The sequence below is a fragment of the Domibacillus mangrovi genome, from assembly GCF_001906925.1.
Classification (GTDB): domain Bacteria; phylum Bacillota; class Bacilli; order Bacillales; family Domibacillaceae; genus Domibacillus; species Domibacillus mangrovi.
Window position 1 is genome coordinate 1 of sequence record NZ_MRWQ01000009.1, and the last position, 25,781, is coordinate 25,781.

At 42.1% G+C, this 25,781-nt stretch carries 23 protein-coding genes, 7 tRNA genes and 1 riboswitch; of the genes, 24 read left to right on the plus strand and 6 right to left on the minus strand.

The annotated features are described in order from the left end of the window. Window positions 1-195: 195 nt before the first annotated feature. The 12 genes from BLL40_RS11150 (at window position 196) to BLL40_RS11205 (ending at window position 9,290) form a co-directional block, all read left to right on the plus strand. Window positions 196-271: transfer RNA gene (locus BLL40_RS11150), tRNA-Phe, on the plus strand. Between the two features lie 12 nt (window positions 272-283). After that, a tRNA-His gene (locus BLL40_RS11155) sits at window positions 284-359 on the plus strand. A gap of 22 nt (window positions 360-381) precedes the next feature. Next, a tRNA-Gly gene (locus tag BLL40_RS11160) sits at window positions 382-455 on the plus strand. A gap of 10 nt (window positions 456-465) precedes the next feature. Beyond that, a tRNA-Ile gene (locus tag BLL40_RS11165) sits at window positions 466-539 on the plus strand. A gap of 10 nt (window positions 540-549) precedes the next feature. After that, window positions 550-624: transfer RNA gene (locus tag BLL40_RS11170), tRNA-Asn, on the plus strand. 8 nt (window positions 625-632) lie between these two features. Next, window positions 633-723: transfer RNA gene (locus BLL40_RS11175), tRNA-Ser, on the plus strand. 4 nt (window positions 724-727) lie between these two features. Continuing rightward, window positions 728-799, plus strand: a tRNA-Glu gene (locus BLL40_RS11180). A 616-nt stretch (window positions 800-1,415) separates the two neighbouring features. Beyond that, entirely contained in the window at window positions 1,416-3,290 is a 1,875-nt protein-coding gene (gene glgB / locus BLL40_RS11185) for a 1,4-alpha-glucan branching protein GlgB (protein ID WP_073711990.1), read from the plus strand. A gap of 1 nt (window position 3,291) precedes the next feature. After that, window positions 3,292-4,455, plus strand: coding sequence for a glucose-1-phosphate adenylyltransferase (locus BLL40_RS11190; protein ID WP_073711991.1), 1,164 nt, complete (start codon window positions 3,292-3,294; stop codon window positions 4,453-4,455). Continuing rightward, complete coding sequence (locus BLL40_RS11195; RefSeq protein WP_073711992.1) at window positions 4,455-5,471, plus strand: GlgC family sugar phosphate nucleotidyltransferase; 1,017 nt, start codon at window positions 4,455-4,457, stop codon at window positions 5,469-5,471. Before BLL40_RS11190 ends, BLL40_RS11195 begins: the two co-directional genes overlap by 1 nt. Continuing rightward, window positions 5,468-6,919 carry a glycogen synthase GlgA gene (glgA, locus tag BLL40_RS11200; protein ID WP_073711993.1) on the plus strand — a complete coding sequence of 484 codons (1,452 nt, stop codon included), beginning with the start codon at window positions 5,468-5,470 and terminating at the stop codon, window positions 6,917-6,919. Before BLL40_RS11195 ends, glgA begins: the two co-directional genes overlap by 4 nt. Next, the gene (locus BLL40_RS11205; protein WP_073711994.1) at window positions 6,909-9,290 is read left to right on the plus strand and encodes a glycogen/starch/alpha-glucan phosphorylase; all 2,382 of its coding nucleotides are present in this window, start codon (window positions 6,909-6,911) and stop codon (window positions 9,288-9,290) included. Before glgA ends, BLL40_RS11205 begins: the two co-directional genes overlap by 11 nt. Window positions 9,291-9,431: 141 nt before the next feature. On the opposite strand, the gene BLL40_RS11210 is transcribed toward BLL40_RS11205, so the two are convergent. Further along, the gene (locus tag BLL40_RS11210) at window positions 9,432-10,343 is read right to left on the minus strand and encodes a 1,4-dihydroxy-2-naphthoate polyprenyltransferase (RefSeq protein ID WP_073711995.1); all 912 of its coding nucleotides are present in this window, start codon (window positions 10,341-10,343) and stop codon (window positions 9,432-9,434) included. A 275-nt stretch (window positions 10,344-10,618) separates the two neighbouring features. Here BLL40_RS11210 and BLL40_RS11215 point away from each other — a divergent pair, with 275 nt between their 5' ends. From BLL40_RS11215 to BLL40_RS11245, 7 genes are all read left to right on the plus strand, one after another. After that, window positions 10,619-12,013 (plus strand): isochorismate synthase, encoded by a 1,395-nt coding sequence (locus BLL40_RS11215; protein WP_083566499.1) that lies wholly within the window; start codon window positions 10,619-10,621, stop codon window positions 12,011-12,013. After that, window positions 12,006-13,709, plus strand: a complete 1,704-nt coding sequence (gene menD, locus BLL40_RS11220; protein WP_073711996.1) for a 2-succinyl-5-enolpyruvyl-6-hydroxy-3-cyclohexene-1-carboxylic-acid synthase — start codon at window positions 12,006-12,008, stop codon at window positions 13,707-13,709. Before BLL40_RS11215 ends, menD begins: the two co-directional genes overlap by 8 nt. After that, window positions 13,706-14,497: a 2-succinyl-6-hydroxy-2,4-cyclohexadiene-1-carboxylate synthase gene (menH, locus tag BLL40_RS11225; RefSeq protein WP_073711997.1), complete on the plus strand. Its 792-nt coding sequence runs from the start codon at window positions 13,706-13,708 to the stop codon at window positions 14,495-14,497. Before menD ends, menH begins: the two co-directional genes overlap by 4 nt. Continuing rightward, window positions 14,497-15,315: a 1,4-dihydroxy-2-naphthoyl-CoA synthase gene (menB, locus tag BLL40_RS11230; protein ID WP_073711998.1), complete on the plus strand. Its 819-nt coding sequence runs from the start codon at window positions 14,497-14,499 to the stop codon at window positions 15,313-15,315. The genes menH and menB overlap by 1 nt, the downstream gene beginning before the upstream one ends. 65 nt (window positions 15,316-15,380) lie before the next feature. Further along, window positions 15,381-16,817: an o-succinylbenzoate--CoA ligase gene (locus tag BLL40_RS11235; protein WP_095532844.1), complete on the plus strand. Its 1,437-nt coding sequence runs from the start codon at window positions 15,381-15,383 to the stop codon at window positions 16,815-16,817. Next, window positions 16,807-17,907, plus strand: coding sequence for an o-succinylbenzoate synthase (gene menC / locus BLL40_RS11240; protein WP_073712000.1), 1,101 nt, complete (start codon window positions 16,807-16,809; stop codon window positions 17,905-17,907). Before BLL40_RS11235 ends, menC begins: the two co-directional genes overlap by 11 nt. A 168-nt stretch (window positions 17,908-18,075) precedes the next feature. Continuing rightward, complete coding sequence (locus BLL40_RS11245) at window positions 18,076-18,618, plus strand: LemA family protein (RefSeq protein WP_073712001.1); 543 nt, start codon at window positions 18,076-18,078, stop codon at window positions 18,616-18,618. Here BLL40_RS11245 and yidD read toward each other — a convergent pair. The 3 genes from yidD to BLL40_RS11260 form a co-directional block, all read right to left on the minus strand. Further along, on the minus strand, window positions 18,615-18,854 hold the full coding sequence (gene yidD, locus BLL40_RS11250; RefSeq protein ID WP_073712002.1) for a membrane protein insertion efficiency factor YidD: 240 nt from the start codon (window positions 18,852-18,854) through the stop codon (window positions 18,615-18,617). The genes BLL40_RS11245 and yidD overlap by 4 nt on opposite strands. Then, on the minus strand, window positions 18,851-18,997 hold the full coding sequence (gene ytzI / locus BLL40_RS11255; RefSeq protein WP_073712003.1) for a YtzI protein: 147 nt from the start codon (window positions 18,995-18,997) through the stop codon (window positions 18,851-18,853). Before ytzI ends, yidD begins: the two co-directional genes overlap by 4 nt. Window positions 18,998-19,305: 308 nt before the next feature. Next, window positions 19,306-19,551, minus strand: a complete 246-nt coding sequence (locus BLL40_RS11260) for a DUF6154 family protein (RefSeq protein WP_342743122.1) — start codon at window positions 19,549-19,551, stop codon at window positions 19,306-19,308. 119 nt (window positions 19,552-19,670) lie between these two features. Between BLL40_RS11260 and BLL40_RS11265 the strand changes: the two genes are divergently transcribed. Genes BLL40_RS11265 through BLL40_RS11280 form a run of 4 tightly spaced genes read left to right on the plus strand, consistent with a single transcriptional unit; the run spans window position 19,671 to window position 21,493 of the window. Further along, window positions 19,671-19,979: a hydrolase gene (locus BLL40_RS11265; protein ID WP_073712005.1), complete on the plus strand. Its 309-nt coding sequence runs from the start codon at window positions 19,671-19,673 to the stop codon at window positions 19,977-19,979. 34 nt (window positions 19,980-20,013) lie between these two features. Then, on the plus strand, window positions 20,014-20,487 hold the full coding sequence (gene ytkD, locus BLL40_RS11270) for an RNA deprotection pyrophosphohydrolase (RefSeq protein WP_073712006.1): 474 nt from the start codon (window positions 20,014-20,016) through the stop codon (window positions 20,485-20,487). Beyond that, window positions 20,484-21,251 (plus strand): alpha/beta hydrolase family protein, encoded by a 768-nt coding sequence (locus BLL40_RS11275; protein ID WP_073712007.1) that lies wholly within the window; start codon window positions 20,484-20,486, stop codon window positions 21,249-21,251. Before ytkD ends, BLL40_RS11275 begins: the two co-directional genes overlap by 4 nt. Beyond that, window positions 21,251-21,493: a DUF2584 domain-containing protein gene (locus tag BLL40_RS11280; protein WP_073712008.1), complete on the plus strand. Its 243-nt coding sequence runs from the start codon at window positions 21,251-21,253 to the stop codon at window positions 21,491-21,493. Before BLL40_RS11275 ends, BLL40_RS11280 begins: the two co-directional genes overlap by 1 nt. A 35-nt stretch (window positions 21,494-21,528) precedes the next feature. Here the strand turns inward: BLL40_RS11280 and pckA are convergent, their stop codons facing one another. Continuing rightward, window positions 21,529-23,112 (minus strand): phosphoenolpyruvate carboxykinase (ATP), encoded by a 1,584-nt coding sequence (pckA, locus tag BLL40_RS11285; RefSeq protein ID WP_073712009.1) that lies wholly within the window; start codon window positions 23,110-23,112, stop codon window positions 21,529-21,531. 331 nt (window positions 23,113-23,443) lie between these two features. After that, a riboswitch (SAM riboswitch) is annotated at window positions 23,444-23,554 on the plus strand. A 120-nt stretch (window positions 23,555-23,674) separates the two neighbouring features. Here pckA and metK point away from each other — a divergent pair. Further along, window positions 23,675-24,871: a methionine adenosyltransferase gene (gene metK / locus BLL40_RS11290; protein ID WP_073712010.1), complete on the plus strand. Its 1,197-nt coding sequence runs from the start codon at window positions 23,675-23,677 to the stop codon at window positions 24,869-24,871. Window positions 24,872-25,172: 301 nt separating this feature from the next. Here metK and BLL40_RS11295 read toward each other — a convergent pair whose 3' ends face one another. Further along, window positions 25,173-25,685: a gamma carbonic anhydrase gene (locus tag BLL40_RS11295; RefSeq protein ID WP_073712011.1), complete on the minus strand. Its 513-nt coding sequence runs from the start codon at window positions 25,683-25,685 to the stop codon at window positions 25,173-25,175. Window positions 25,686-25,781 lie beyond the last annotated feature (96 nt).

Below are 25,781 nucleotides of genomic sequence, written 5' to 3' on the forward strand. Positions count from 1 at the left end.
GAGGGATACCCAAGTCTGGCTGAAGGGATCGGTCTTGAAAACCGACAGGGGAGTCAAATCCCGCAGGGGTTCGAATCCCCTTCCCTCCTCCATTTTTAATTTATTATCGTCGCGGGGTGGAGCAGTTCGGTAGCTCGTCGGGCTCATCGCAGGAGGTCGCGGGTTCGAGTCCCGTCCGGACCGCCATTTTTTAATGGCTCAGTAGCTCAGTCGGTAGAGCAAAGGACTGAAAATCCTTGTGTCGGCGGTTCGATTCCGTCCTGAGCCACCATTTATAGTTTTGGCGGCTATGGCGAAGTGGTTAACGCATCGGATTGTGGCTCCGACACTCGTGGGTTCGATTCCCATTAGTCGCCCCATCTGATTTAACTTACTATCTTCGCGGGTGTAGTTTAATGGTAAAACCTCAGCCTTCCAAGCTGATGTCGTGGGTTCGATTCCCATCACCCGCTCCATTTAAATAATGGGCCTGTAGCTCAGCTGGTTAGAGCGCACGCCTGATAAGCGTGAGGTCGATGGTTCGAGTCCATTCAGGCCCATTAGTTTTATTCCGCAGTAGCTCAGTGGTAGAGCAATCGGCTGTTAACCGATCGGTCGCAAGTTCGAGTCTTGCCTGCGGAGCCATATTCATTGGGGAAGTACTCAAGAGGCTGAAGAGGCGCCCCTGCTAAGGGTGTAGGTCGGGTAACCGGCGCGAGGGTTCAAATCCCTCCTTCTCCGCCAGTTTGGCCCCTTGGTCAAGCGGTTAAGACACCGCCCTTTCACGGCGGTAACACGGGTTCGAATCCCGTAGGGGTCATCATTTTTAAAAACGCTTCAAGGAATTTTTTATAATTCCTTGAAGCGTTTTTTTTATTCCATTTTAAATTCATAAAAACTTTACATGATTAGTATAGTTATTTATATATGAATCAGGGAATATAGTAATAGTTGTTCTTCCAAAATTTTATCCGGTATTAATGGACAGTAAAACTCCGGTCAGTTCGGGCCGGCATGAAGCCGTTCACTTAGGTATTGCCAAAGGACGCAGTGATCTTTACTACTAGCTTTTTTATCACAATGAGGATCAGCTTCATGTTAATCATAGAAAAAACAGATAGATAGATTCTAAATTTATATAAATCTTGCAGGCCAAATAGGCAGCCCTGTCGTATATTAGGCAAAGGGATTCAACTTCCAGTTTTAAAGGTCTGTGTATGTTTTAGGATGCGGAGCGATATTTTTACCTACATCTTTAAAAATTTGTCAATAAGGATAAGAATGTCCATCTATAAAATTGATTCAAATATTTAATAAAATGAAGGAAGGAAATTTATCTTTTACACAGAATACTAACAATATTAGAAAAATACGGAATTATTTGAAATTTCATTTTTTTAACTTCATCAAGAATACATAACAAAAGGGTGTGGACCATGTCATCGAATTTAGTTTATCCAAGTGATTTTGATCTTCATTTGTTTCATGAAGGAAATTTATTTAAAGCTTACAATTTATTTGGAGCGCACGTTCGAAACGGAAAAACAATTTTTGTTTTATGGGCACCAAATGCAAAAAAAGTACGGGTAATAGGTGACTTTAATGAATGGAATGGACATACGGCAGAAATGAAGCGTACAACAAACGAAGGTGTGTGGTTTCTTGAGTTACCAGAAAACTTAGAAGGATCTCTTTATAAGTATGAAATTGTTTCAGAAAGTGGAAGAGTCATTCACAAAACGGATCCTTTTGCCTTTATGACGGAGTTACGCCCCAGAACAGCAAGTATTGTACATACACTTGACGGGTACATATGGCATGATGAAAAATGGCGTAATGACCATCGTCTTTCTCATATATATGAAGAACCATTAGCTATATATGAAATGCATTTAGGTACATGGAAGAAAAAAGGTAAAGGAGAAGATGACCTTTATACGTATCGTGAATTAGCAGATATGCTGATCCCTCACGTAAAAGAGCAGGGCTTTACACATATTGAGGTAATGCCGGTTACAGAACATCCATTTGACCGTTCCTGGGGTTATCAAAGTACTGGCTATTATGCAGCAACACGCCGGTATGGAAAACCGGAAGATTTTATGTACTTCGTCGATGAATGTCATCGCTACGGTCTTGGCGTTATTATGGACTGGGTACCAGGTCATTTTTGTAAAGATTCGCATGGACTTCATAATTTCGATGGCGGATTTAGCTACGAATATGAAAACAATTGGGATCGTGAAAATTACGTATGGGGAACAGCAAATTTTGATTTGAGCAAAACGGAAGTACATAGCTTTTTAATTTCAAATGCGCTTTTCTGGATGGATTATTATCATATAGACGGTTTTCGTGTCGATGCGGTATCAAATATTTTTTATTGGCCCAACCGGGATGGATTGGAACCAAATCCGCACGGTGTCTCTTTTTTACAGAAATTAAATAAAGCAGTGTTCGCATTTAAACCAGAAGCACTGATGATCGCAGAAGATTCAAGTGACTGGCCGCAAGTTACAGCCCCGGTCCATCAAGGTGGCATTGGATTTAATTATAAATGGAATATGGGCTGGATGAATGATGTACTTGATTATATGGAGACACACTGGAATGAACGTCCAGATAAGCATCATCTGATGACATTCTCCCTCATGTATACGTATTCGGAAAACTATATTTTACCTTTCTCACATGATGAAGTTGTTCATGGCAAAAAATCATTGCTTGATAAAATGCCAGGTGATTATTGGCAAAAGTTTGCACAGCTTAGGCTTCTGCTCATGTTCATGATGGCGCATCCTGGTAAAAAACTGTTGTTCATGGGTACGGAGATAGCTCCATTTTCTGAGTGGAAAGACCTTGAAGAAGTAGACTGGCACTTGATGGATTACGATATGCACCGCAGCTTTAATGATTATTTTAAACAGCTTATGCACGTATATAAAACGCTCCCTTCTTTATATGAATTAGACCATAGTCCAGATGGATTCCAGTGGATTGATGTCCATAACCAAAATCAAAGTGTGCTTTCTTTTATAAGAAAAGATAAAGAAGGAAATGCAGTTATTGCCGTTTATAATTTTGGAGATTATGGGTACAGTGATTATAAAATAGGAGTATCTGAAATAGGTACTTATGAAGAACTATTAAACAGCGATGAGGCGGCTTTCGGCGGCTCCAATCAAGTAAATAATAGGAAGATTGAAGCAGTTGTGGAGGGAATACATGGACAGCCTGCTTATGTCAATATAAATTTACCACCATTCGGCGCAGTATATTTGCAGCGTATAGAAGATAAAGGGAGGAACTAATATGGCAAAACAAAAATGTGTAGCGATGCTTCTGGCAGGAGGGAAAGGCAGTCGTTTAAAAGAATTGACGGAGAGCTTGGCAAAACCGGCTGTACCATATGGTGGAAAGTATCGCATTATTGATTTCCCACTTTCTAATTGTGCAAATTCTGGTATTCATACGGTCGGTGTACTGACTCAGTATCAGCCGCTCGTTCTAAACTCATACATCGGGATTGGCAGCGCTTGGGATCTGGACCGCAGAAATGGTGGTGTGACAGTTTTACCTCCGTATAGTGAATCATCGGAAGTAAAGTGGTATTCCGGTACAGCAAGTGCGATATATCAAAACTTAAATTATATTAAACAGTATGATCCCGAGTATGTGCTTATTCTGTCAGGAGATCATATTTATAAAATGAATTATGATATTATGCTAGATTATCATATTGAAAAACAGGCAGATGTGACGATATCAGTTATTGAAGTGCCATGGGTTGAAGCAAGCCGTTTTGGCATCATGAAAACAGATGAATCTTTCAATGTGACACGCTTTGATGAAAAACCAGAAAAGCCGGAAAGCAACCTTGCTTCAATGGGTATTTACATTTTTAAATGGTCGGTACTAAGAGAATATTTGGAAATGGATGAAAACAATCCAGATTCATCAAACGATTTCGGGAAAGATGTCATTCCAGCGATGCTATCAGATGAGTTAAAATTAGTTGCTTATCCATTTCAAGGTTACTGGAAAGACGTTGGAACGGTGAAAAGTTTGTGGGAAGCAAATATGGATTTATTGGATGATGAACAGGATTTGAATTTATTTGAACACTCGTGGCGTATTTATTCAGTTAATCCAAATCAGCCGCCGCAAATTATCGGCAACGATGCTGTTATCAAACATTCGCTTGTAAATGAGGGTTGCGTCATTGACGGTGAAATTCAGAATTCTGTTATGTTCCAAGGTGTTGAAGTAGAGAAAGAAGCGGTTGTAAAAGAGTGCGTTGTGATGCCAAATGCGCGTATTGGACGAGGATCTTTCATTGAACGGTCCATTGTCATGAGCGATCTTGAAGTGCCAGAAAATACGATTATTCGCAATGAATCTGATGATATTTTACTCATTACAGAAGCTTTCTTAGCAGAACATACACAAGAACGGACGAAATTGGAGGAAGCTTAATGAAAAAATCAATGCTTGGTATTATTGATGTTACGATGTATCCGGAAGAATTGGGTCAGTTATCTGCTCACCGATCACCGGCAGCAATTCCGTTTGCAGGCCGATATCGGTTAATAGATTTTATTATATCTAATATGGTTAATTCAGGGATTCAAAGTGTCGCTATTTTCCCGTCGTCATCACCATCTCGTTCGTTAATGGATCATCTTGGCTCAGGGAAAGACTGGGATTTAAACCGGAAGCGTGATGGATTATTTTTCTTTCCAGCGCTGTCTAAAGATGGACAATTAAGCCGTCTTGACGAACACCGTGATTATTTTGAGCGAAGCCAACAAAAATACGTACTCGTATCAAACTGTACGACGGTTGCAAATATGGATTTTACACCAGCCCTGGACCGTTTTATTAATCAGGAATGTGACTTACTTGAAATTACGCATAAAGGCAAGTCAGCTGAAATGTATATTACATCGCTTCCTTTGCTAATGGAAATAATTGATAATCGACATAAAACAGGTTATAAAACGATAAAAGATGCATCAGAAGATGAAAAATCGCCTTATACAAGATGCAAGTATGAATATGATGGCCTTTTAAAATGTATTAAAACGATCAATGACTATTATCAAACGAGCATGAATTTGCTTGAAAAAGAAAAATGGAGCCAATTATTTAATGAGTTCCAGCCTATTTTTACAAAAGTAAAAGATGAGCCACCGACAAAATACATAGATGGTTCACACGTTACGAATTCAATGATTGCAAATGGCTGTAATATTGAAGGAGAAGTGAACCACAGCATTATTTTTCGAGCGGTGTATATTGGAAAAGAGTCGACGATTCAAAACAGCATTGTCATGCAAAAAAGCAAAATCGGTCATAACTGTGTGCTTGAGCATGTCATTCTTGATAAAGATGTGGTTATTGGAGACGGAGTTGTTTTGCGTGGAACAGCAGAAGAACCACTTGTTGTGAAAAAAGGATCGGTTGTTGAGAATGTGGTGGCAAGCTCATGAAGGTAATGTTCGCTGTGTCTGAATGTGTACCATTTGTCAAATCGGGAGGGCTTGCTGATGTAGCAGGCGCCCTTCCGAAAGAATTGGCGAAACTAGGTGCGGATGTCCGGGTCATTATGCCAAAATACAGTATGATACCGGAAAAATACCGGGATAGAATGAAAAAAGTTGCCGAATTTACTGTGCCGGTTGGATGGCGTAATCAATATTGCGCTATTTTTGAGCTTGTACAGAATGGAATCACCTATTATTTCATTGACAATCTTTATTATTTTAGGCGGGATGGCTTATATGGTCATTATGATGATGGCGAGCGATTTTCTTATTTGACACGTGCAGTGCTGGATTCACTATATCATCTTGATTTTTATCCGGATATTTTGCATTGTCATGATTGGCATACAGGGATGATTCCATTTATGCTCAAAGTTGAACATCAGCACCGTCCAAGGTACGAAAAAATAAAAACTGTATTTACGATTCATAATTTAATGTTCCAAGGGATGTTTCCTCCACAGGCTGTAACCGATTTGTTAAATCTACATAGCCAACATTATCAAACAGGTCAACTTGAATTTAACGGCAATACAAATTTTATGAAAGGTGGGATTATATCCTCTGATGCAATTACGACAGTAAGTCCAACGTATCGGAATGAAATTTTAAATTCGTATTTCGGGGAAAAAATGGAAGGTATTTTACAGGAGCGACAAGGGGATTTATTAGGCATTTTAAATGGCATTGATGATTCGATTTATAGCCCAGAACAAGATGATGCCATTGTCCCTTATAAAGTGGGTGACTGGGATGGAAAAGCAGAAAACAAACAGAAATTACAAGAATTTTTCCAATTGCCAGTCCGCGAAGATGTTCCTATTATCGGTGTGGTTTCTCGTTTGACGAAGCAAAAAGGTTTTGATCTCGTCACACATGTGTTTCATGAAATGATTTCAGATGATGTACAGTTTATTTTGCTTGGGAACGGCGACGCTGAATTTGAAAACTTTTTTAGGGAAATGGAATGGATATATCCGGAAAAAGTTCGTTCATATATTGGTTTTAATGAAAATTTGGCCCATCAAATATATGCAGGGACAGATCTCTTTTTAATGCCTTCACAGTTTGAGCCTTGTGGCCTTAGTCAAATGATTGCGATGAAATATGGTTCGCTTCCACTCGTTCGTGAAACAGGGGGCTTAAACGATACAGTCCGATCCTATAATATAGAAACGGAATTAGGCAATGGATTTTCATTCACCCATTTTAATGCCCATGATATGCTGCATACAATTCGCCGTGCGATACACTTATATCAGAAAGAGCCAGATACTTGGGCGAAAATTGTCGAAGAGGCAATGAATGAGGATTATAGCTGGTCGCAGTCGGCTCGGGAATATATGCGCTTGTATGAAGACATATCGACTAGGAGGGAAAGCCATGTTTTCTGAAAAAAATGCGTTTCAGGAGTCGTTTAAAAAACGGCTTGAGCAATCGTACAGTATCAGTTTTAATGATTCCACCCGTGCCCAGCAGTTTGTGACGTTAAGCCAGATGGTTCGTGAGCACATTAGCAAGGAGTGGATTGAAACAAATGAACGGTACCGCCAAGGCAAAAAACAAACGTATTACTTATCGATTGAATTTTTACTTGGACGTTTGCTCGGGCAAAATTTAATTAACCTTGGCCTGTATGAAACGCTTGAAACGTGGCTTCGAGACATTGGTATACCTCTTGAGGAGTTAGAAAATGTTGAGCCGGATGCAGGATTAGGAAATGGGGGGCTTGGCCGCCTAGCCGCTTGTTTTCTTGATTCTCTTGCGTCACTTGGCTTGCCGGGACATGGCTTTGGTATACGTTATAAACATGGCTTATTTGAGCAGAAAATGGTTGATGGCTTCCAGATGGAGCTGCCAGAAAATTGGCTTCGCTACGGATATGTATGGGAAGTGCGTAAATCAGATCTTGCTGTAGAAGTGCCATTTTGGGGAAGTGTTGATGTAGTTGAACGTAAAGAAGGAATAAAATTTCGCCATGTCGATGCAGAATATGTAAAAGCCGTACCATACGATATACCGGTTATCGGATATGGCGGTGAGACAGTCAATACGCTTCGTCTTTGGACTGCAGAAACATCAAGTTTTACATTGAATCAAGATGTTCTAAAGTATAAAAAAGAGACAGAAGCCATTTCCGAATTTTTATATCCGGATGATTCAAATGATGACGGGAAAATTTTGCGTTTAAAGCAGCAATATTTTCTAGTATCAGCAAGTATCCGCTCGATTTTGCGTCAACATTTAAACAATGGAGGCAAGCTACAGAATTTGCATGAGCGCGTGGCGATTCATATTAATGATACGCATCCCGTGCTGGCGATACCGGAATTAATGCGTGTATTGTTGGACGATTATCAAATGTCCTGGGAAGATGCGTGGCATGTAACGGAAAATACATTTGCTTATACGAACCATACAACATTATCGGAGGCGCTTGAACGCTGGCCTATCCGTATTTTTAGACCGCTGTTGCCGCGAATTTTCATGATTGTAGAAGAAATTAATGAACGTTTTTGTAAAAGTTTGTGGGAGCAATACCCGGGTGAATGGGAACGAATTGAGAAGATGGCGATTGTTGCAAAAGATGAAGTACGGATGGCGCATCTTGCTATTGCAGGCAGCCACAGTGTGAATGGAGTAGCATGGCTGCATACGGAAATTTTAAAAAATCGTGAAATGAACGATTTTTATCAGTTCTCCCCTCAGAAGTTTAATAATAAAACCAATGGAATCACGCACCGCCGTTGGCTCTTAAAAGCGAATCCAGAGCTGACTGCGCTTTTAACAGACACGATTGGCGATGGCTTTAAAAAGGATGCTTCAGAATTGTCAAAACTGGCACCATTTGCGGAGGATTCAGCATTTCTTGAAAAACTATGGAATGTGAAACTGAAACGAAAAGAAATTTTAGCGAAACGCATTTTTGAACAAAATGGCATTAAAGTTGATCCGACCTCCATTTTTGACGTACAAGTAAAACGGCTGCACGCATATAAACGACAACTCTTAAATGTTCTTCATATTTTATCATTGTATAACAAGTTGAAAAAGGAACCATCTTTTCATATGCCGCCGCGGACATTTATTTTCGGTGCAAAAGCATCACCAGGTTATTTTTATGCAAAACGCATTATTAAATTAATTCATTCTGTTGCGGATCTTGTCAACAATGATCCGGATACGAAAGGCATCATTACTGTCGTCTTTATGGAAAATTACCGTGTATCGCTTGCAGAAGATATTATTCCCGCCGCGGATATTAGCGAACAAATTTCTACAGCGAGTAAAGAAGCCTCGGGTACAGGGAATATGAAGTTTATGATGAATGGTGCCGTGACGATGGGGACGCTGGACGGAGCAAATGTGGAAATTTTAGAGCAAACAGGACCAGATGATATTTTTATTTTCGGTTTGAAAGCAGAAGAAGTGATGGCATATGAGCGAGACGGAGGTTATCGCTCAATGGATTATTACCATCATGATTCGCTTATTCGCCGTACATTGGATCAACTTGTTAATGGCAAACTTGATGACGAAGGATTATTCGATGTGATTTATGACTCTTTGCTAGCTGAAAACGATCAATATTTTGTCCTAAAAGATTTTGAAGCCTATCGTATAGCTCAGGAAGAAGCTGGACGCATTTATGAACAGGATCCTGAGCGCTGGCGCAAAATGATGGTCAAAAATATTAGTGGTTCAGGTATTTTCTCCAGTGATCGAACAATTAAAGAATACGCAAATGAAATCTGGAACATCTAATAAAAAAGCCGGTGCATAGATTGCCGGCTTTTTTGCTGTTTATTTATCTTTGTCTTTAGTGAACATGCGTCCCCATCCTTTCATTATAGTGTAGATATAATCGTTTTTGTCCATGAAAAAACCCGCTCATAGAAGAGCAGGTTAAAAGAGATAACTTAAACATAGACCGATCGATAAAAGAAAACCATACATCGTATTTGTTTGAGCCGTTAATTTCATGGCAGGCATCATCTCAATAGGGTTCTTTTTTCCTTTAAATCCGTTCACTGCTTTGATTGCTTTTGGAATGCTTAAATAGGTTAAGTACAGCAAGAAAGAACTGTAAACGCTAAAAAACAGTATGAACACCCACAGGTAAGCGATCATAAACAATGCTACAAGAAGTATGACAGCACGATTATGCCCAATTAAAATGGCAATCGTTTTCCGTCCCGCTTCTTTGTCCCCAACACGATCACGAATATTGTTTGCCAGGTTGATTGCGCCAATTAAAAGAACGATCGGAATTGAAAATGAAATGACGGCATTCGAAATGAATCCGGTTTGAATATAAAACGAAATATAAATAATGACGCCACCCATTAAAAAACCGGATGCAAGTTCTCCAAAAGGTGTGTACGCAATCGGAAGGGGTCCGCCTGTGTATAAATAACCGACTGCCATACAGATCACACCAATCAGACCGATCCACCAAGTTGTCACAGAGCAAATAAAAACACCGAGCAAAAGTGCAATAGCGAAAAACAAAAAAGCCATATTCAATACGGTTTTGGGCTTAACACCATTACGTACAATGGCGCCGCCGATGCCGATCGATTCTTCGGTATCAAGTCCGCGCTTATAATCGAAATATTCATTGAACATGTTCGTAGCCGTTTGAATAAGCAGAGACGCAATCAACATGGCTAAAAATAAAAAGACATGTAATTCGGTATACTTAAGTGCAAGCGCAGTCCCGAGAAAAACAGGGACAAATGCAGCTGTCAGCGTATGAGGGCGCATAAGCTGCCACCATATTTGAAAGCCTGTATCCACAGAAGGGATTTGTTTCATTATATAAGTCTCTCCTAATCAATCATTGTGAACAATTAAACATAATGTTCTTTATCAAGTGTAGAAAACGAAATTAAAAGTGTCAATCTTTTTTCACAAATTAAAAGAGAAAGAAATCATTTTCGGAAAAATCGAACAATGTCATTCGAAATGAAAATCGATGTTAAGTGGTATATAATAAGGAAGAAGAATGCGAATCGTTGACACCCTGCTGAAAACAGGTGTATCTTAAAAGAAGTTTGACCGTTTTTGGTCTGCACAATGGAGGGATTTCATTGGCTAAGATAAAAGGGCATCCGTTAAAAGGGGCCTTTATTCATTTTATACAGGAAATAAATGGATCGACGCTGTTTAGCTATGTTGAAAAAGTGGAAGCAGCCGATCCTATTCGTTTTTATGAAAGAGGGAAAGAGTGGTATAAAGGCGAGCGGTTTTATTTTAAAGACCGTGATAGTGAAATGACGCTGGCCGGTCTAGGCAGTGTTCATACTATTCAGCATGGACCAAAAAAACGGTTTGCCGGAGTGGAGTCAGATTGGGATGCTTTAATGAAACAAGCGTCTGTCCATAATCCATACGATGTATATGGAACAGGTCCGGTTGCATTCGGTGGCTTTTCATTCGATCCAGCACAACAAGAAGGAGAAGAATGGTCCCGCTTCGCTCCCTCTTTTTTTTATGTGCCAGAGCTGATGATGACCGTGTATGGTGGAGAAACATATGTGACGGTAAACATGCTTTGCGATGGGGCAGAATCAGGGCCTTTGTTTGATTATCTTGAAAAAAGAAAGAAATGGATTTTAGCAGGGAATGATCTGCAGTTTGATAAAGAAGCTGTTTTGGAAAAAATTCATACTGGTGATACAAGTGTATGGAAGAAATCTGTTCAATCGGCCATTCAAGCGATTGAATCGGACGATGAATTGAAGAAAGTCGTTCTGGCACGTAAAGTGACAGCCGTTTTTGATCAAGCGATTGAACCAGATCGTGTTCTGCGCCGTCTTGGTGAGGGGCAGCCGGACAGCTTCATCTTTTCCATTGAAGCGATGGACAGCTGTTTTCTCGGGGCTTCTCCGGAGCGGCTCGTGAAAAAGCGCAACAGCACGTTATTGACAACGTGTTTGGCCGGGTCGATCGCACGCGGCAAGACGGAAGAAGAAGATCAGCGTCTGGAAATGGAATTATTAACGGATGATAAAAATCGAATTGAACATGATTATGTCGTTCAGATGATTCGCCGGGAAATGCAGTCGATGTGCGAAGAGGTAATGGTGCCGACTGAACCGATTATTATGAAAGTACGTGATATTCAACATTTATATACACCGGTCATCGGAACAGCTGATGAGCATGAATCGATTTTACGTTTTGTGGAGCGTTTTCACCCGACACCGGCACTTGGTGGATTGCCGGCGCAGAAAGCACTTCATGTTATCCGCGAACTAGAACCGATGGACCGCGGATTTTACGCGGCACCGATCGGATGGATGGATTACCGGAAAAATGGCGAGTTTGCTGTTGCCATTCGTTCGGGTTTACTCGTGAAAAATGAAGCATTTTTATATGCAGGATGTGGAGTCGTACCGAATTCAAATCCAGAAACAGAACTGGAAGAAACAAATATGAAACTCCGGCCGATGCTTCGGGCGATTGGAGGAAGCGATGAATAATCATCAAGAAAATATGACACAGTATAACGCTCATTTTATTGACAGCCTCAATCGTTCAGGCGTCGAGTATGCAGTCATCAGCCCAGGTTCTCGCTCGACGCCGATGGCTATATTAATGGAAGAGCATCCTGATTTAACGACTTTTATTCAAGTAGACGAGCGGTCAGCCGGTTTTTTTGCTTTAGGCCTGGCAAAATCAACACAAAAACCAGTGGCACTTCTTTGTACATCAGGCACTGCAGCGGCTAATTACATGCCTGCCGTTGCTGAAGCGGCTATTTCGCATATACCGCTTATTGTCTTGACATCAGACCGTCCCCCTGAACTACGGGATGTTGGTGCACCGCAGGCGATTGATCAAATTCATCTATACGGCCACACAGCAAAATGGTTTGCAGAAATGGCGATTCCGGAATCAACTGAAAATGCACTGAGATATGTGAGAACGCAAGGCGCACGTGCTGTGTTTGAAGCGACTGTGGCACCGAGAGGACCGGTACATCTTAATTTCCCATACAGAGAACCGCTTTTGCCGGATTATGATGGGATTTATGAACGCATCCATATTCCTGCACCAATCCGGTTAATTACGGGAAAACAAATACCGAATGAGCAGCAAATGAATGAAGTCGCAGATACAATTCACGTTGAAAAAGGGATCATTGTTGTCGGTGAACTCGTTAATATGAAGGCATTACCAGCTATTCTTTCCCTTTCTGAAAAAAGAGGATGGCCGATTATTGCCGATCCGCTATCACAGCTCCGCAAAAATGCCGATGTCATGGACAGCTACGATGCGTTTTTACGTGATGATGACATTAAAGATGCATTAAAGCCAGAAGTGATCATCCGGTTTGGTGCATTGCCTGTGTCAAAATCGCTCATGCTTTTTATGAAGCGGCACAGTGATATTCCGCATGTTATTGTGGATACGGATGGCGGTTGGCGTGACCCATCTCATCTGGCAACACATATGGTACGGGTCAATGAAGCCGCTTTTTGTATGGAAATGATGGAGCGGCTGCCCGAACAGTCGTCGAACTGGACGATGCGTTGGCAAACGGTGAATAGAGCGGCACGGACTGTCATGAAAGAAGCGGATGGAATGGATGAAGGTGCTTTGTTCAGGCAGTTTTTACAGGCCGTTCCAGAAGGAGCCTCTGTCTTCACGGGAAATAGTATGCCAATCCGCGATCTTGATTCATTTTTATTTGCGGGTGAACAAAGTGTTCATCTGTATGGAAATCGTGGTGCGAACGGCATTGATGGACTTGTATCCACGGCGCTTGGTATTGCAGCGAGTGGTGAAAATGTGTATGCCGTCATAGGTGATCTTTCCTTTTTCCACGATGTGAACGGATTGCTTGGGGCAAAAATGAATGGGCTGTCGATGACCGTTCTTGTCATGAATAATGACGGCGGCGGCATTTTCTCCTATTTACCGCAGTCAGGTGAAGAAAAGCACTTTGAACGGCTGTTTGGCACACCGACAGGACTTAAATTTGAACATGCAGCGGCATTGTATGACTGCCATTATGTGCGCATCGACAGTGGAGAGCAACTCGCAAAGGAACTGAATGAGTCACGTGATGGTGTGACGATTTTAGAAGCATTCACGGACCGGGCTGCAAATACATCGATTCACCGGGCATTATGGAAAGAAGCCATTTACCAGGCGAAGCAGGTACTTTCATGACAGAAGTCAATCATTTGCGCAGCGGCGGCAATAGGGAACCGGTTTTGTTTTTGCATGGATTTACGGGAAGCAGCTTGACGTGGCATGATATGACAGAATTGATTCCGTGTCACGCGGTTACGCCGGACATTGCCGGCCATGCAGGATCAAAGAGAATGCCGGTTAGTCTTGAACAGGAAGCAAAGGAATGGAAACAATTTATGAATGATGAAGGCTTTGATTCGTTTCATGTTGTCGGCTATTCAATGGGCGGCCGCCTTGCATTGGCTATGGCGCTTCTTTTTCCGGAATCCATCTGCTCTCTTGTGCTTGAAAGTGCTTCTCCTGGTCTGAAAACAGAGAAAGAGCGTGCTGAACGCCGCGCGTCTGATGAAAAACTTGCACAGCAAATAGAACAGGAGGGCATGGAATCATTCATCAATTATTGGGAAAATATGCCGATGTTTGAATCCCAAAAATCATTGCCTGAATCGATTCGCAGGCAGGTTCGTTATGAAAGGATGGACCAGTCGGAAAAAGGAATTGCTTCATCACTTCGTGGAATGGGGACGGGCTCACAAAGTTCGTACTGGCATCGCCTTCATGAACTAACGATGCCTGTTCTATTATTGACGGGCACGCTCGATCTAAAATTCACAAACATTGCCCGCTGTATGAAAACAATCATACCAAACTGCAAATGGATTGAATTTGATGGGGCAGGCCATGCACTTCATGTGGAGCAACGCGAAAAATTTGGTACAATAGTAAAGACGTTTTTTTTTGATATGAAAGGGAGGCAATTTTAATGGCTGTAAATTGGATAATTGAACGTGAATATGAAGATATTATGTATGAAACGTATAACGGCATTGCAAAAGTGACGATTAATCGTCCAGAAGTACATAACGCATTTCGTCCTAAAACAGTAATGGAAATGATTGATGCTTTCTCGCGTGCACGTGATGATTCTAAAGTAGGTGTCATCGTTCTTGCAGGTGCAGGAGGCAAAGCATTTTGCTCAGGCGGTGACCAATCTGTACGGGGGCACGGCGGCTATGTTGGCGATGATGAAATTCCACGGTTAAATGTACTTGATTTGCAGCGTTTAATCCGTGTAATTCCAAAACCAGTTATCGCGATGGTATCGGGATATGCAATCGGCGGCGGCCACGTTCTGCATGTTGTCTGTGATTTAACGATTGCGGCAGATAATGCTGTATTCGGTCAAACAGGTCCAAAAGTCGGTTCGTTTGATGCAGGTTATGGTTCTGGTTACCTTGCCCGCATTGTTGGGCATAAAAAAGCGCGCGAAATCTGGTTCCTTTGCCGTCAGTACAACGCACAGGAAGCACTTGACATGGGTCTCGTCAATACAGTCGTTCCGCTCGATAAACTGGAAGAAGAAACGATAAAATGGGCAGAAGAAATGCTTGAAAAGAGCCCTACAGCGCTTCGTTTCATTAAAGCTGCGATGAACGCTGACACAGACGGTCTGGCCGGTCTTCAGCAATTCGCAGGTGATGCAACACTTCTTTATTACACAACAGAAGAAGCAAAAGAAGGTCGCGACTCATTCAAAGAAAAACGTGACCCAGACTTCGGTCAGTTCCCGAGATTTCCGTAAACACAAGCAAAAAGGGTGTCCACTCAAATGGGACACTCTTTTTTTCAATCGAAAGGATGACTTTTATGAACATGCCAAACTGGTTAAAACAGCGTGCGTTTTTAACACCGGACCGAAAAGCACTTGTTTTTGAAAATAAAACGTGGACATTTGCGGAACTGTATAATGAAACATTAAAAAAAGCATCGTTACTTAGCCTGTCGGGCATACAAGAAGGCCATTTTTGCGGTGTGCTGGCTGCCAATCGTCCAGAAATGATTTTCACGATACAAGCACTTCAACAAATTGGAGCAGTCGCTGTTCTGTTAAACAGCCGGCTCACGACTGAAGAAATCGAATGGCAGCTGCGGGATGCCAGTGCATCGCATTTGTTATTTGACTCCTTACATGAAAAAAAAGCAGCAGCCATTTTAGGAATTCGATCTATTTCCATTTCAGATGATCTTACGGATGCACGATTTACACCTAGAGAACGATGTTCAATGAGCGAAATATGTTCGATTATGTACACATCCGGGACAACGGGGCGTCCGAAAGGGGTTATACAAACATACGGAAACCATTATGCCAGTGCGACTGCTTCAGCACTTAACCTCGGTCTTCACGTCGATGATTCATGGCTTTGTACCGTGCCGCTGTTTCATATTTCGGGCTATTCCATTTTAATGAAAAGTATTCTATATGGAATGGAAGTCCGTCTCTTTGAAAAATTTGACGCCGTTGCTATTAATGAATTGCTTCAAAATGGGGAAGCAACAATCATATCTGTCGTGTCAGCAATGCTTAGCAACATGGTGAACAGGCTCTCTGGCACATACAGCCCAAGGTTTCGTTGTATGCTTCTTGGCGGCGGTCCGGTGCCGTTATCAATTTTAGAACAGTGCAAACAAAAAAATATACCTGTTTTTCAGACATATGGGATGACCGAAACATCCTCTCAAATTGTGACACTTGCACCTGAATACGCTACAGAGAAACTCGGCTCCGTCGGCAAACCGCTTTTCCCTTGTGCTGTGAAAATTGATGGAGAAGATGAAGGGGAAATACTTGTTTCTGGCCCGAATGTGACGCCGGGTTATTTAAACCGCCAGGAAGCCAATGAATCATCATTTCAAGACGGATGGTTCCACACTGGCGATATTGGCCGCCTCGATGACGATGGATTTTTATATGTACTGGATCGCCGTTCTGATTTAATCATTTCCGGCGGTGAAAACATTTATCCGGCTGAAATCGAATCAGTGCTTATCTCGCATCCTGCCATTCATGAAGCGGGTGTGACGGGTGTAGCAGACAAGAAATGGGGCAGTGTACCGGCCGCTTTTTATGTCGCTCATCACCCGGTTACATCAGAAGAATTAGCCGCATTTTGTGGAGAAAAGATGGCCAGCTACAAAGTGCCAGCTTATTTTGTCAAGACGGGTGAATTGCCGCGCAATGCGTCAAATAAACTGATGCGCCGCGAACTCGCCGCAAGATGGAGTGACGACCATGCTCATTAAGAAGTTAACGATGCGGATGATTGAAATGCCGCTGAAACAGCCGTTTTATACCCATCTTGAAACAGTGTCTGTCCGCCAAGCGATTATCATTGAAGCGGAAGACGAACAAGGGATAACAGGATGGGGAGAATCGTCGGCTTTTTCCACGCCATGGTATACAGAAGAAACGGTACAGACAGAATGGCACATTATAAAAGACGTACTGTTTCCATTATTATATGGCAAAACAATTGTTCATCCAAACGATGTGCATGCTCTTTTTACACCGATTCGAGGCAATCGAATGGCAAAAGCGGGTGTGGAATGTGCGATTTGGGATTTATATGCAAAAAGGCAAAACAAACCCCTTCACGAACTACTCGGCGGAACACGCACATCGATCCCCGCCGGTGCCGTAGCGGCCGGCAAAACAACGGTGGATATGATAGAGAGAATAGAATCACTCGTTGAATCCGGGTACGAACGAATTAAAGTTAAAATCAATCCGAAAACAGATCGAATCATGCTGACGGACATTCGCCGTCAATTTCCCGATGTGCCGATTATGGCGGATGCAAATTCTGCGTATAGACTGCAAGATATCGATCAATTAAAAAGTCTCGATGAATTTAAATTGCTGATGATTGAGCAGCCGTTTCACGAGGAGGATTTGTGGGAGCATTCGAAGCTGCAAAAGCAATTGAATACTGCTGTTTGTCTTGATGAAAGCATTCGGTCTGTCCATGATGCGAAGTGTGCGATTCAAATGGAGGCATGCCAGGTCATCAATGTGAAAATCAGCCGGGTCGGCGGCTTGACAGAAGCGATTCGCATTCATGATGAGTGTCTGGTTACACATACTGGGCTGTGGGCAGGTGGAATGATTGAGTTCGGTATTTCCCGTGCTCATAATGTGGCCCTTGCGTCACTGCCTGGCTTTACAATCCCTGGCGATATTGTCTCATCGAATCATTACTGGGAAGAGGATATTATTGAGCCGGGCATTTTGGTAGAGAAAGGCCGTATCCAATTACCGAACAAACCTGGAATCGGTTATGACGTCAATCGGAAAAGACTTGAGATCGTAGGGAAAGATATATATTTTGTCTGAATTTCGGTTTAAGTGAAACTATTTAAGGGGAAAAAGAGTAGAAAGCAGTAATGAATAAATAAAGGGAGCTATTCTTTAATCAGTGAAGTTTTTTCATCCCAACGTAGTCTTTTTTTGCGAAGTATACCCATTAAAGCGGGGATAAAGCAGGAAAGAGGTGGAGGAGTATTGGAAAATGGATTGTGGATCATTTGTGCGGGGGCCGGTCTCACTCTTTTTCTGTTTATCATGACCCATAGGAGACTTAATGGTTTGCAAAAAAAAACCGATCGATCGTTTCAAGACGTGGATCGGTTCATGGCCGCTCGTGTCAATGTGTATGCAAAGTGGGCGGAAACCGTGGCCGCCTATGATTTAAATGAGCAGGGAATGTTGGCCGAAATAATGGTTATTCGCGATAGGTTTGCAATGATGACAGTGGAAGAAAAACGGTATGTATGCAGACAGCTCGACACCTTTTATGACAGAATGACGGCATCTGCTGCGAGGTGCCCACGCCTGCGAACATCTTCAATGTACATTCAACTCCATGCGTGTGTGGATGAAATGATCGAGCAAATGCCGAATACATGCAGTCATTATAATGAACTTGCCAGACAATTGAATGATGAAATTAGTCGTTTCCCAGCAAATATGACAGCTATATTGTTCGGATTTGAGAAAAAGGAACTGTTCATCCGCTCGGAAAAAACGGATATCTCTGCCATTTAGCAGTCCGATTTTTTCTTTGGCCATTGATCAGGGACGTAATCAATACCGCCCGAATGAAACGGCTGGCATTTGCCAATGCGAATGAAGGTCATTAATCCGCCTTTTAGTACCCCGTGTTTTTGTATGGCTTCATATCCGTAATGAGAGCACGTCGGATAAAAGCGGCACGTTGGCGGTTTAAGCGGTGAAATGCCTTTTTGATAAAAATAGATTAAGCCAAGAAACAACTTTTTCACTTGTTCTCACGCGTTTCTTCTTGCTTTTCAGGGGCAGGTGGATCGATCGTATGTTTATAATCATAGCCTTTATTAATCGTCAGAACCGATAAGACAAGTATAATAAGAACGACAATGACGGAAATAATGATAACGGTTATCAAAAAAATACCTCCCTTTTCTTCAATAGTGTATCATGATTATGTTTACTTTTGAATAAAGAGAAAAAATAAATTGTCGAGATGAATTCCATATATGGAGGGTTTTATACAGCAAAGAAATTAACAAGCAAATCGCAAACTGGACTATTTTATCCCGCATTTAACGGGCAGTAAGACCCCCGCTTTAAGACTTCGAAAAGAAAAGAAGGATAAGCGGGGGAGCAACTGTCTGTAAAAGCCTGATTTGTTCAACTAACATTCAGTGGAGGATGAAGAAAACCTTCACTGAATGAAGTTTCACTTTATATGTATTAATGAAACTGGCTGTTTTTTCGTACAGGTATTTGATCATGATTAAACTTTTCTTTCAAGCCTTCGTACAAATAAACACGGAACAGCCATGCAAGTTCTTCTTCTGGCATATCTTGAATGACTTTCAAAATATCCGCTTCAGACATTTCACCAAGTACCGTCAATGTGATCATATCAAGGTCGTCTTCCGTCCCTTGCAGCCTCCCCCGGTACAATTCGAACAGCTCATCCACGAAATTCATCATTGTCCCTCCTTAAATAGAATATATATATAGTTATACATGAAAACGCTATCATATTCCAACTTTTTTCAGCGGATGAAAAAAAAATTAACGGGCATTCTACGGGAAAAGGAGGGATTCGTATGGAAAAACAGGCCTATTATATACAGGTGGCAAATGGTGAAATTCAGTCAAGATCAGATGTTTCACCTTGGGAATTCCGTATTTTTGCAAATGAAAAAGAAATTCAAGATCTGCGGGGACTGTTTACAGAAATGAATGAAGCAGATTCTCGTACGTTCTGGCGGACACATCTTCCGGCTGTTCCATATCATATGGACAAAGACAATGACCAATACGATAAAAGAATGATGGAGGTGTATGATAAATTGTATGAACTTGGTGATGAGGATACGCGTTCACATATAAAAAAGATGCGTAATGAAGTATAATAGAGTGATATGAAGCAGAGATGAGGGTTTGTGGATGCATACTTTTATAGACAAAAATGGATTGTTTGTCGATATGACATTTGAGCGCGGTGCTTTCAGGGAGTCACCGACGCATGTCTTTGTTATTTGTCGGTATAGGGAAGGGTGGCTGTTAACAAAACATCGCAAGCGTGGTCTTGAATTTCCAGGAGGAAAAAAGGAAAAAGATGAAACATTGGAAGAGGCGGCACGTCGGGAAATATGGGAAGAAACCGGTGCCCGCGTTGCGGAATTGCACTTTATAGGAGAGTACTGTGTCCGAGATCCCAAAAAACCGTTTCTAAAAGCGGTTTTTTTTGCATATATAACGGGTATAGAGAACAAAGAAGATTATTTGGAAACGGATGGTCCATACAATGAAACCGGTGATTTATTACATGTGCGTTTTCAAGATTCCTATTCATTTTTAATGAAAGACGATGTAATCGCCTGCTCATTTCGTGAGTTGGAAAGGAAAGGATTTATATGATCAAGTGTACGCCTTATCCATCGCCAAACCCACATGTACGTCTGTATACAGTCGTGTATGAAGCAGATGGTCTGCGCGTCAAAGGGTTTCTAGCGGAGCCATTGGACAACGAGCAGCATGATGGTCTCTTGTACTTGCGCGGTGGCATCAAAAGTGTTGGTATGGTGCGTCCGGCCCGTATTGCAGAGTTTGCAGCAGAAGGATTTATTGTGTTCGCACCATTTTACCGAGGTAACCGTGGGGGTGAAGGAAATGAGGACTTTGCTGGAGAGGATCGAGAAGATGCATTTTCTGGGTTTGACTTGCTACAAGATAATGAACGTGTGAGAAATGGACGTGTTCACGTATTCGGATTTTCAAGAGGGGGAGTTATGGCCCTATTAACGGCTATTGACAGACCGGTTGCATCACTCGTAACATGGGGTGGCGTATCGGATATGGCCCTCACCTATCAGGAACGAAGCGACATGCGCAGGATGATGAAGCGTGTCATAGGCGGTAGTCCGAGTAAAGTACCTGAGCAATATGAATGGCGTACGCCATTAAACAAAGCAGCGGCGATAACAGCTCCTGTATTCATTATTCACGGGCAGCTTGATGATAACGTATCCATCGAACATGCCTATCGTCTTGAGAAACAGCTGAATAAGGCAGATACATTATATTTTAACGAATATGATCATTACATACCACCTGCTGTAAATCGTAAAGTTGTCGGGGAAATTGCAACATGGATGAAGGAAAACGGGAAGGAGAATGTATAATGGGCATGCCGATGGAATTAAACACAATGATTGTCACGAAAGGAAATGAAACGCGAGAAGAAGAAAATAGATTTGTATTAACAAAGAACGGCTATCGTTTGTATCCAATTGATATTCCGATTGCTGTATATAAAATGAAAGACAGTGAGCAAAGCGGGACAGGGCTTATTGAAAAAGTGGAGTGGCAAAATGATACGACAACCATTACGTATACGCTTGTATCATTGAAATCAACGAATTAATAAAACCCTCCTGACGAACAGGAGGGTTTTCATATTTACATTTTAGGTCCGCCAAGTACTTCGATGTCAGAAGAAACACCGGCGAATTTTTTGAAATTATTACGGAATTTAGCAGAAAGTTCCTGTGCTTTAACCATGAATGCATCTTGATCAGCCCATGATTTACGTGGAATTAATACATCGTCCGGCACACCTGGTACGTGAACTGGAATATTAAGACCGAATACTTTTGTTGTGTACGTTTCAACGTTATTTAGTTCTCCTTCAAGTGCTGCCTGAATCATCGCACGTGTGTATGAAAGCTTCATGCGCTGTCCTGTCCCGTATTCGCCGCCTGTCCAGCCCGTGTTCACAAGGAATACTTGTACGTTATGCTCGTCAATTTTTTTGCCAAGCATTTCTGCATACACAGTTGCAGGAAGCGGAAGGAAAGGTGAGCCAAAGCATGTTGAGAATGTAGCTTCTGGGCTTGTAATGCCGCGTTCTGTACCAGCAAGTTTTGATGTATATCCACTTAAGAAATGGTACATCGCCTGCTCTTTTGATAATTTGCTGATTGGAGGCAAAACGCCAAATGCATCAGCTGTTAAAAAGATAATCGTATGTGGGTGACCAGCGATGCTTGGATCAACAATATTCTCAATTGCCTGAAGCGGGTAAGCCGCACGTGTATTTTCAGTTAACGAATTATTAGCGTAATCTGGAATACGTGAATCATGATCAAGGACAACATTTTCGAGAACAGAGCCGAAACGGATCGCATCGTAAATTTGCGGTTCTTTTTCACGTGTCAAGCCGATTGTTTTCGCATAGCAGCCGCCTTCAATATTGAACACCCCGTTGGCAGACCAGCCATGCTCATCATCTCCAATCAAGCGGCGGTTCGGATCAGCAGAGAGCGTCGTTTTGCCTGTGCCGGAAAGACCAAAGAACAGGGCAACATCACCTTCGTAGCCGACATTTGCCGAACAGTGCATAGACAATACGTTATTTTCAGGTAAAAGGTAGTTCATCACGGAGAAGATCGATTTTTTCATTTCTCCCGCATATTCTGTTCCACCGATCAACACAACGCGCTGTTCAAATGATATAATGATGAACGTTTCAGAATTAGTGCCATCCACAATCGGATCTGCCTGGAACGTCGGAGCAGATAAAATCGTGAATTCCGCTTCATGTGTGCGGAGTTCTTCTTCTGTCGGACGGATGAATAATTGATGAGCAAACAGGTTGTGCCATGCGTATTCATTGATGACCTGAATGGGCAGGCGATGTCTATGATCTGCACCGGCAAAGCCATTGAAAACGAACAGTTCATCTTTTTCTTTTAAATGACGGAGGACTTTATCGTACAAGTTATTAAACTTTTCTTCAGAAATCGGTTGGTTTGAGCCCCAATCGATTTTATCCTTTACGGACGCTTCTTCGACGGTGAATTTGTCTTTTGGAGAGCGTCCTGTATATTTGCCTGTTTCGGCGCAAACCGCACCGGATGCGGTTAAAATCCCTTCACCGCGTTTGAGTACCTTTTCTACAAGTACAGGTACAGAAGGCTGTTGTAATATATTTGAGCCTTTCAGCAGCTCGACGATTTCGCTGGAAACAGTTAGAGAGTTCATATTTGTACGACCATCCTTTTTGAAATTTTTTATATGTGTTGTGGTTAAGATGAAATTAGTATAACACATTAACATCAATAATCTATACTAATTAAGAAGTTTTTTTTGTTTTACTATATTTTTTTGATTTTTGAGATGGGGTCAGTGTACTATATTAATAGGAAAGAGTGATATTGGATCATATAAAGTTATACTTTTATTCAGGTCAATGTGGAATTGTTGTCCGTTCATCTGGGACAAATGATGCTGCACATGTCACTTATCTTTTTTAAAAAGAAAAATCGGTTGACATGATGAATGAACTTTCGTAAGATTGACACTTGAACGGATACTCTTATCCTGAGCCGGTGGAGGGACAGGCCCTGTGAAACCCAGCAACCTGCCGTATAAAAAGCGGAAAAGGTGCTAAACCTGAGCAAGGATCAACCTTGGACGATAAGAGTGAAAGGCCCGAGTAAAAACAACCTTTCCTCTCTCTATGCCGGGAGAGTTTTTTTATTTTCCGGATCATCGGGGGAATATGAGTACCGTACCCATACTGAATTAAAGGAGGAATTTTTTCATGACAAAACAGCGTCGCCTGTTTACATCAGAATCTGTAACGGAAGGACATCCAGATAAAATCTGTGACCAAATTTCCGATGCGATTCTTGATGCCATTCTTGACAAAGATCCAAATGCCCGAGTAGCAGCGGAAACATCTGTCACAACGGGGCTCGTACTCGTTGCCGGGGAAATTACAACTTCATCTTATGTAGATATTCCGAAAATCGTTCGTGAAACAATAAAAGAAATTGGTTATGTCCGCGCAAAATACGGATTTGACTATGAAACAGCTGGTGTATTGACATCGATCGATGAACAGTCACCTGATATCGCAGCTGGCGTAAACGTGGCACTTGAAGCACGTGAAGGTCAGATGACGGATAAAGAAATCGACGAAATTGGTGCCGGGGACCAAGGCTTAATGTTCGGTTACGCGTGCAATGAAACAGCGGAATTAATGCCCCTTCCAATTTCACTCGCACATAAACTTGCACGTCGTCTGACACAAGTACGTAAAGATGAAGTGCTTGACTACCTTCGTCCGGATGGAAAAACGCAAGTAACGGTTGAATACGATGAACGAGGCTTGCCGGTTCGTGTAGATACAATCGTTATTTCAACTCAACATCATCCGGAAATTACACTTGAGCAAATTCAAAAAGAAGTTCGCGAGCATGTCATTAATGAAGTTGTACCGGCTGAATTGATCGACAGTGAAACGAAATTTTTCATTAATCCAACAGGCCGCTTTGTAATCGGTGGACCGCAGGGTGATGCAGGTTTAACAGGCCGCAAAATCATCGTTGATACGTATGGCGGATACGCTCGTCATGGCGGCGGCGCATTCTCTGGTAAAGATCCAACGAAAGTAGACCGTTCTGCGGCATATGCAGCTCGTTACGTGGCAAAAAATATCGTGGCTGCAGGCCTTGCAGATAAATGTGAAGTTCAGCTTGCATACGCAATCGGTGTAGCACAGCCGGTATCCATTGCTGTTGACACATTTGAAACAGGTACAGTGTCAGAAGAAGTTCTTGTTAACTTAATTCGCAAAAACTTCGACCTTCGTCCGGCAGGAATTATTAATATGCTTGATCTGCGCCGTCCTCTTTATCGTCAAACAGCAGCATACGGCCACTTTGGACGTACTGATGTGGATCTTCCATGGGAACGTACTGACAAAGCTGAGTTGTTGAAATCAGAAGCAAAGTAATAAAAAGACTGCCTGAAAGTTATTTGACTTTCGGGCAGTCTTTTTTGTATAATGATGTGCTTTTATCCCGTATTAAAGGGCAGTAAGACTCCTTCTTCAAGACTTCGAAAAGAAGGATAAGCAGGGGATCAACTGCCCGTAAAAGTCAGATGTTCAACTAACATTCAGTGGGGGATGAAGAAAACCTCCACTGAAAGAAGTTTCATTTTATTATAGCTGGTGGAATTCACCAATAAAGGATCGGATCACAGGTGAAAAACACAACGTCTAATGCAATACTTTTGTTGGTATTTCCTGTACATTATTTTTGAATAGATTTATAATATTGTCCTTTTTCCGCATACTCGCGGACAATTCGTTCCATCTCTTTCCGATCCTCTTCCGTCACATCACGAATGACTTTAGCAGGACGCCCAAATGCCATTGTGTTTGGCGGAATGACTTTGCCAGGCGGGACGAGGCTTCCGGCACCGATGAACGCACCTTCACCAATTTCGGCATTATCTAAAATAATGGACCCCATGCCGATAAGTGCACCTTTTCTAATTTTGCAACTATGTAAAAGAACTTGGTGGCCGATCGTCACATTGTCTTCTAATACGAGTGGATTATTCGGACTTTGATGCAAGACGGAATTGTCTTGTACGTTGACTCGATTCCCAATAACCGTTGGGGCCACGTCGCCGCGGATCACGGTATTGTACCAAATAGTAGATTCCTCGCCAATGCTCACATCACCGGTAATTGTGACATGATCCGCAATAAAAGCAGACGCTGCAATCTCTGGTTCTTTGTCTTTGTATGGATAAATCATCTTTGAAACCCCTTTCTCTTTTTATCCCGCATTAACGGGCAGTAAGACCCCCGCTTCAAGACTTTGAAAAGAACAGAAGGATGGGCTGGGGATCAA

Bases quoted from the DNA above. Each gene is read 5' to 3' on its own strand.
- glgB (WP_073711990.1), top strand. From the start codon at position 1,416: ATGTCATCGAATTTAGTTTATCCAAGTGATTTTGATCTTCATTTGTTT.
- BLL40_RS11190 (WP_073711991.1), top strand. From the start codon at position 3,292: ATGGCAAAACAAAAATGTGTAGCGATGCTTCTGGCAGGAGGGAAAGGC.
- BLL40_RS11195 (WP_073711992.1), top strand. From the start codon at position 4,455: ATGAAAAAATCAATGCTTGGTATTATTGATGTTACGATGTATCCGGAA.
- glgA (WP_073711993.1), top strand. From the start codon at position 5,468: ATGAAGGTAATGTTCGCTGTGTCTGAATGTGTACCATTTGTCAAATCG.
- BLL40_RS11205 (WP_073711994.1), top strand. From the start codon at position 6,909: ATGTTTTCTGAAAAAAATGCGTTTCAGGAGTCGTTTAAAAAACGGCTT.
- BLL40_RS11210 (WP_073711995.1), bottom strand. From the start codon at position 10,343: ATGAAACAAATCCCTTCTGTGGATACAGGCTTTCAAATATGGTGGCAG.
- menD (WP_073711996.1), top strand. From the start codon at position 12,006: ATGAATAATCATCAAGAAAATATGACACAGTATAACGCTCATTTTATT.
- menH (WP_073711997.1), top strand. From the start codon at position 13,706: ATGACAGAAGTCAATCATTTGCGCAGCGGCGGCAATAGGGAACCGGTT.
- menB (WP_073711998.1), top strand. From the start codon at position 14,497: ATGGCTGTAAATTGGATAATTGAACGTGAATATGAAGATATTATGTAT.
- BLL40_RS11235 (WP_095532844.1), top strand. From the start codon at position 15,381: ATGAACATGCCAAACTGGTTAAAACAGCGTGCGTTTTTAACACCGGAC.
- menC (WP_073712000.1), top strand. From the start codon at position 16,807: ATGCTCATTAAGAAGTTAACGATGCGGATGATTGAAATGCCGCTGAAA.
- BLL40_RS11260 (WP_342743122.1), bottom strand. From the start codon at position 19,551: ATGATGAATTTCGTGGATGAGCTGTTCGAATTGTACCGGGGGAGGCTG.
- BLL40_RS11265 (WP_073712005.1), top strand. From the start codon at position 19,671: ATGGAAAAACAGGCCTATTATATACAGGTGGCAAATGGTGAAATTCAG.
- ytkD (WP_073712006.1), top strand. From the start codon at position 20,014: ATGCATACTTTTATAGACAAAAATGGATTGTTTGTCGATATGACATTT.
- BLL40_RS11275 (WP_073712007.1), top strand. From the start codon at position 20,484: ATGATCAAGTGTACGCCTTATCCATCGCCAAACCCACATGTACGTCTG.
- BLL40_RS11280 (WP_073712008.1), top strand. From the start codon at position 21,251: ATGGGCATGCCGATGGAATTAAACACAATGATTGTCACGAAAGGAAAT.
- pckA (WP_073712009.1), bottom strand. From the start codon at position 23,112: ATGAACTCTCTAACTGTTTCCAGCGAAATCGTCGAGCTGCTGAAAGGC.
- metK (WP_073712010.1), top strand. From the start codon at position 23,675: ATGACAAAACAGCGTCGCCTGTTTACATCAGAATCTGTAACGGAAGGA.
- BLL40_RS11295 (WP_073712011.1), bottom strand. From the start codon at position 25,685: ATGATTTATCCATACAAAGACAAAGAACCAGAGATTGCAGCGTCTGCT.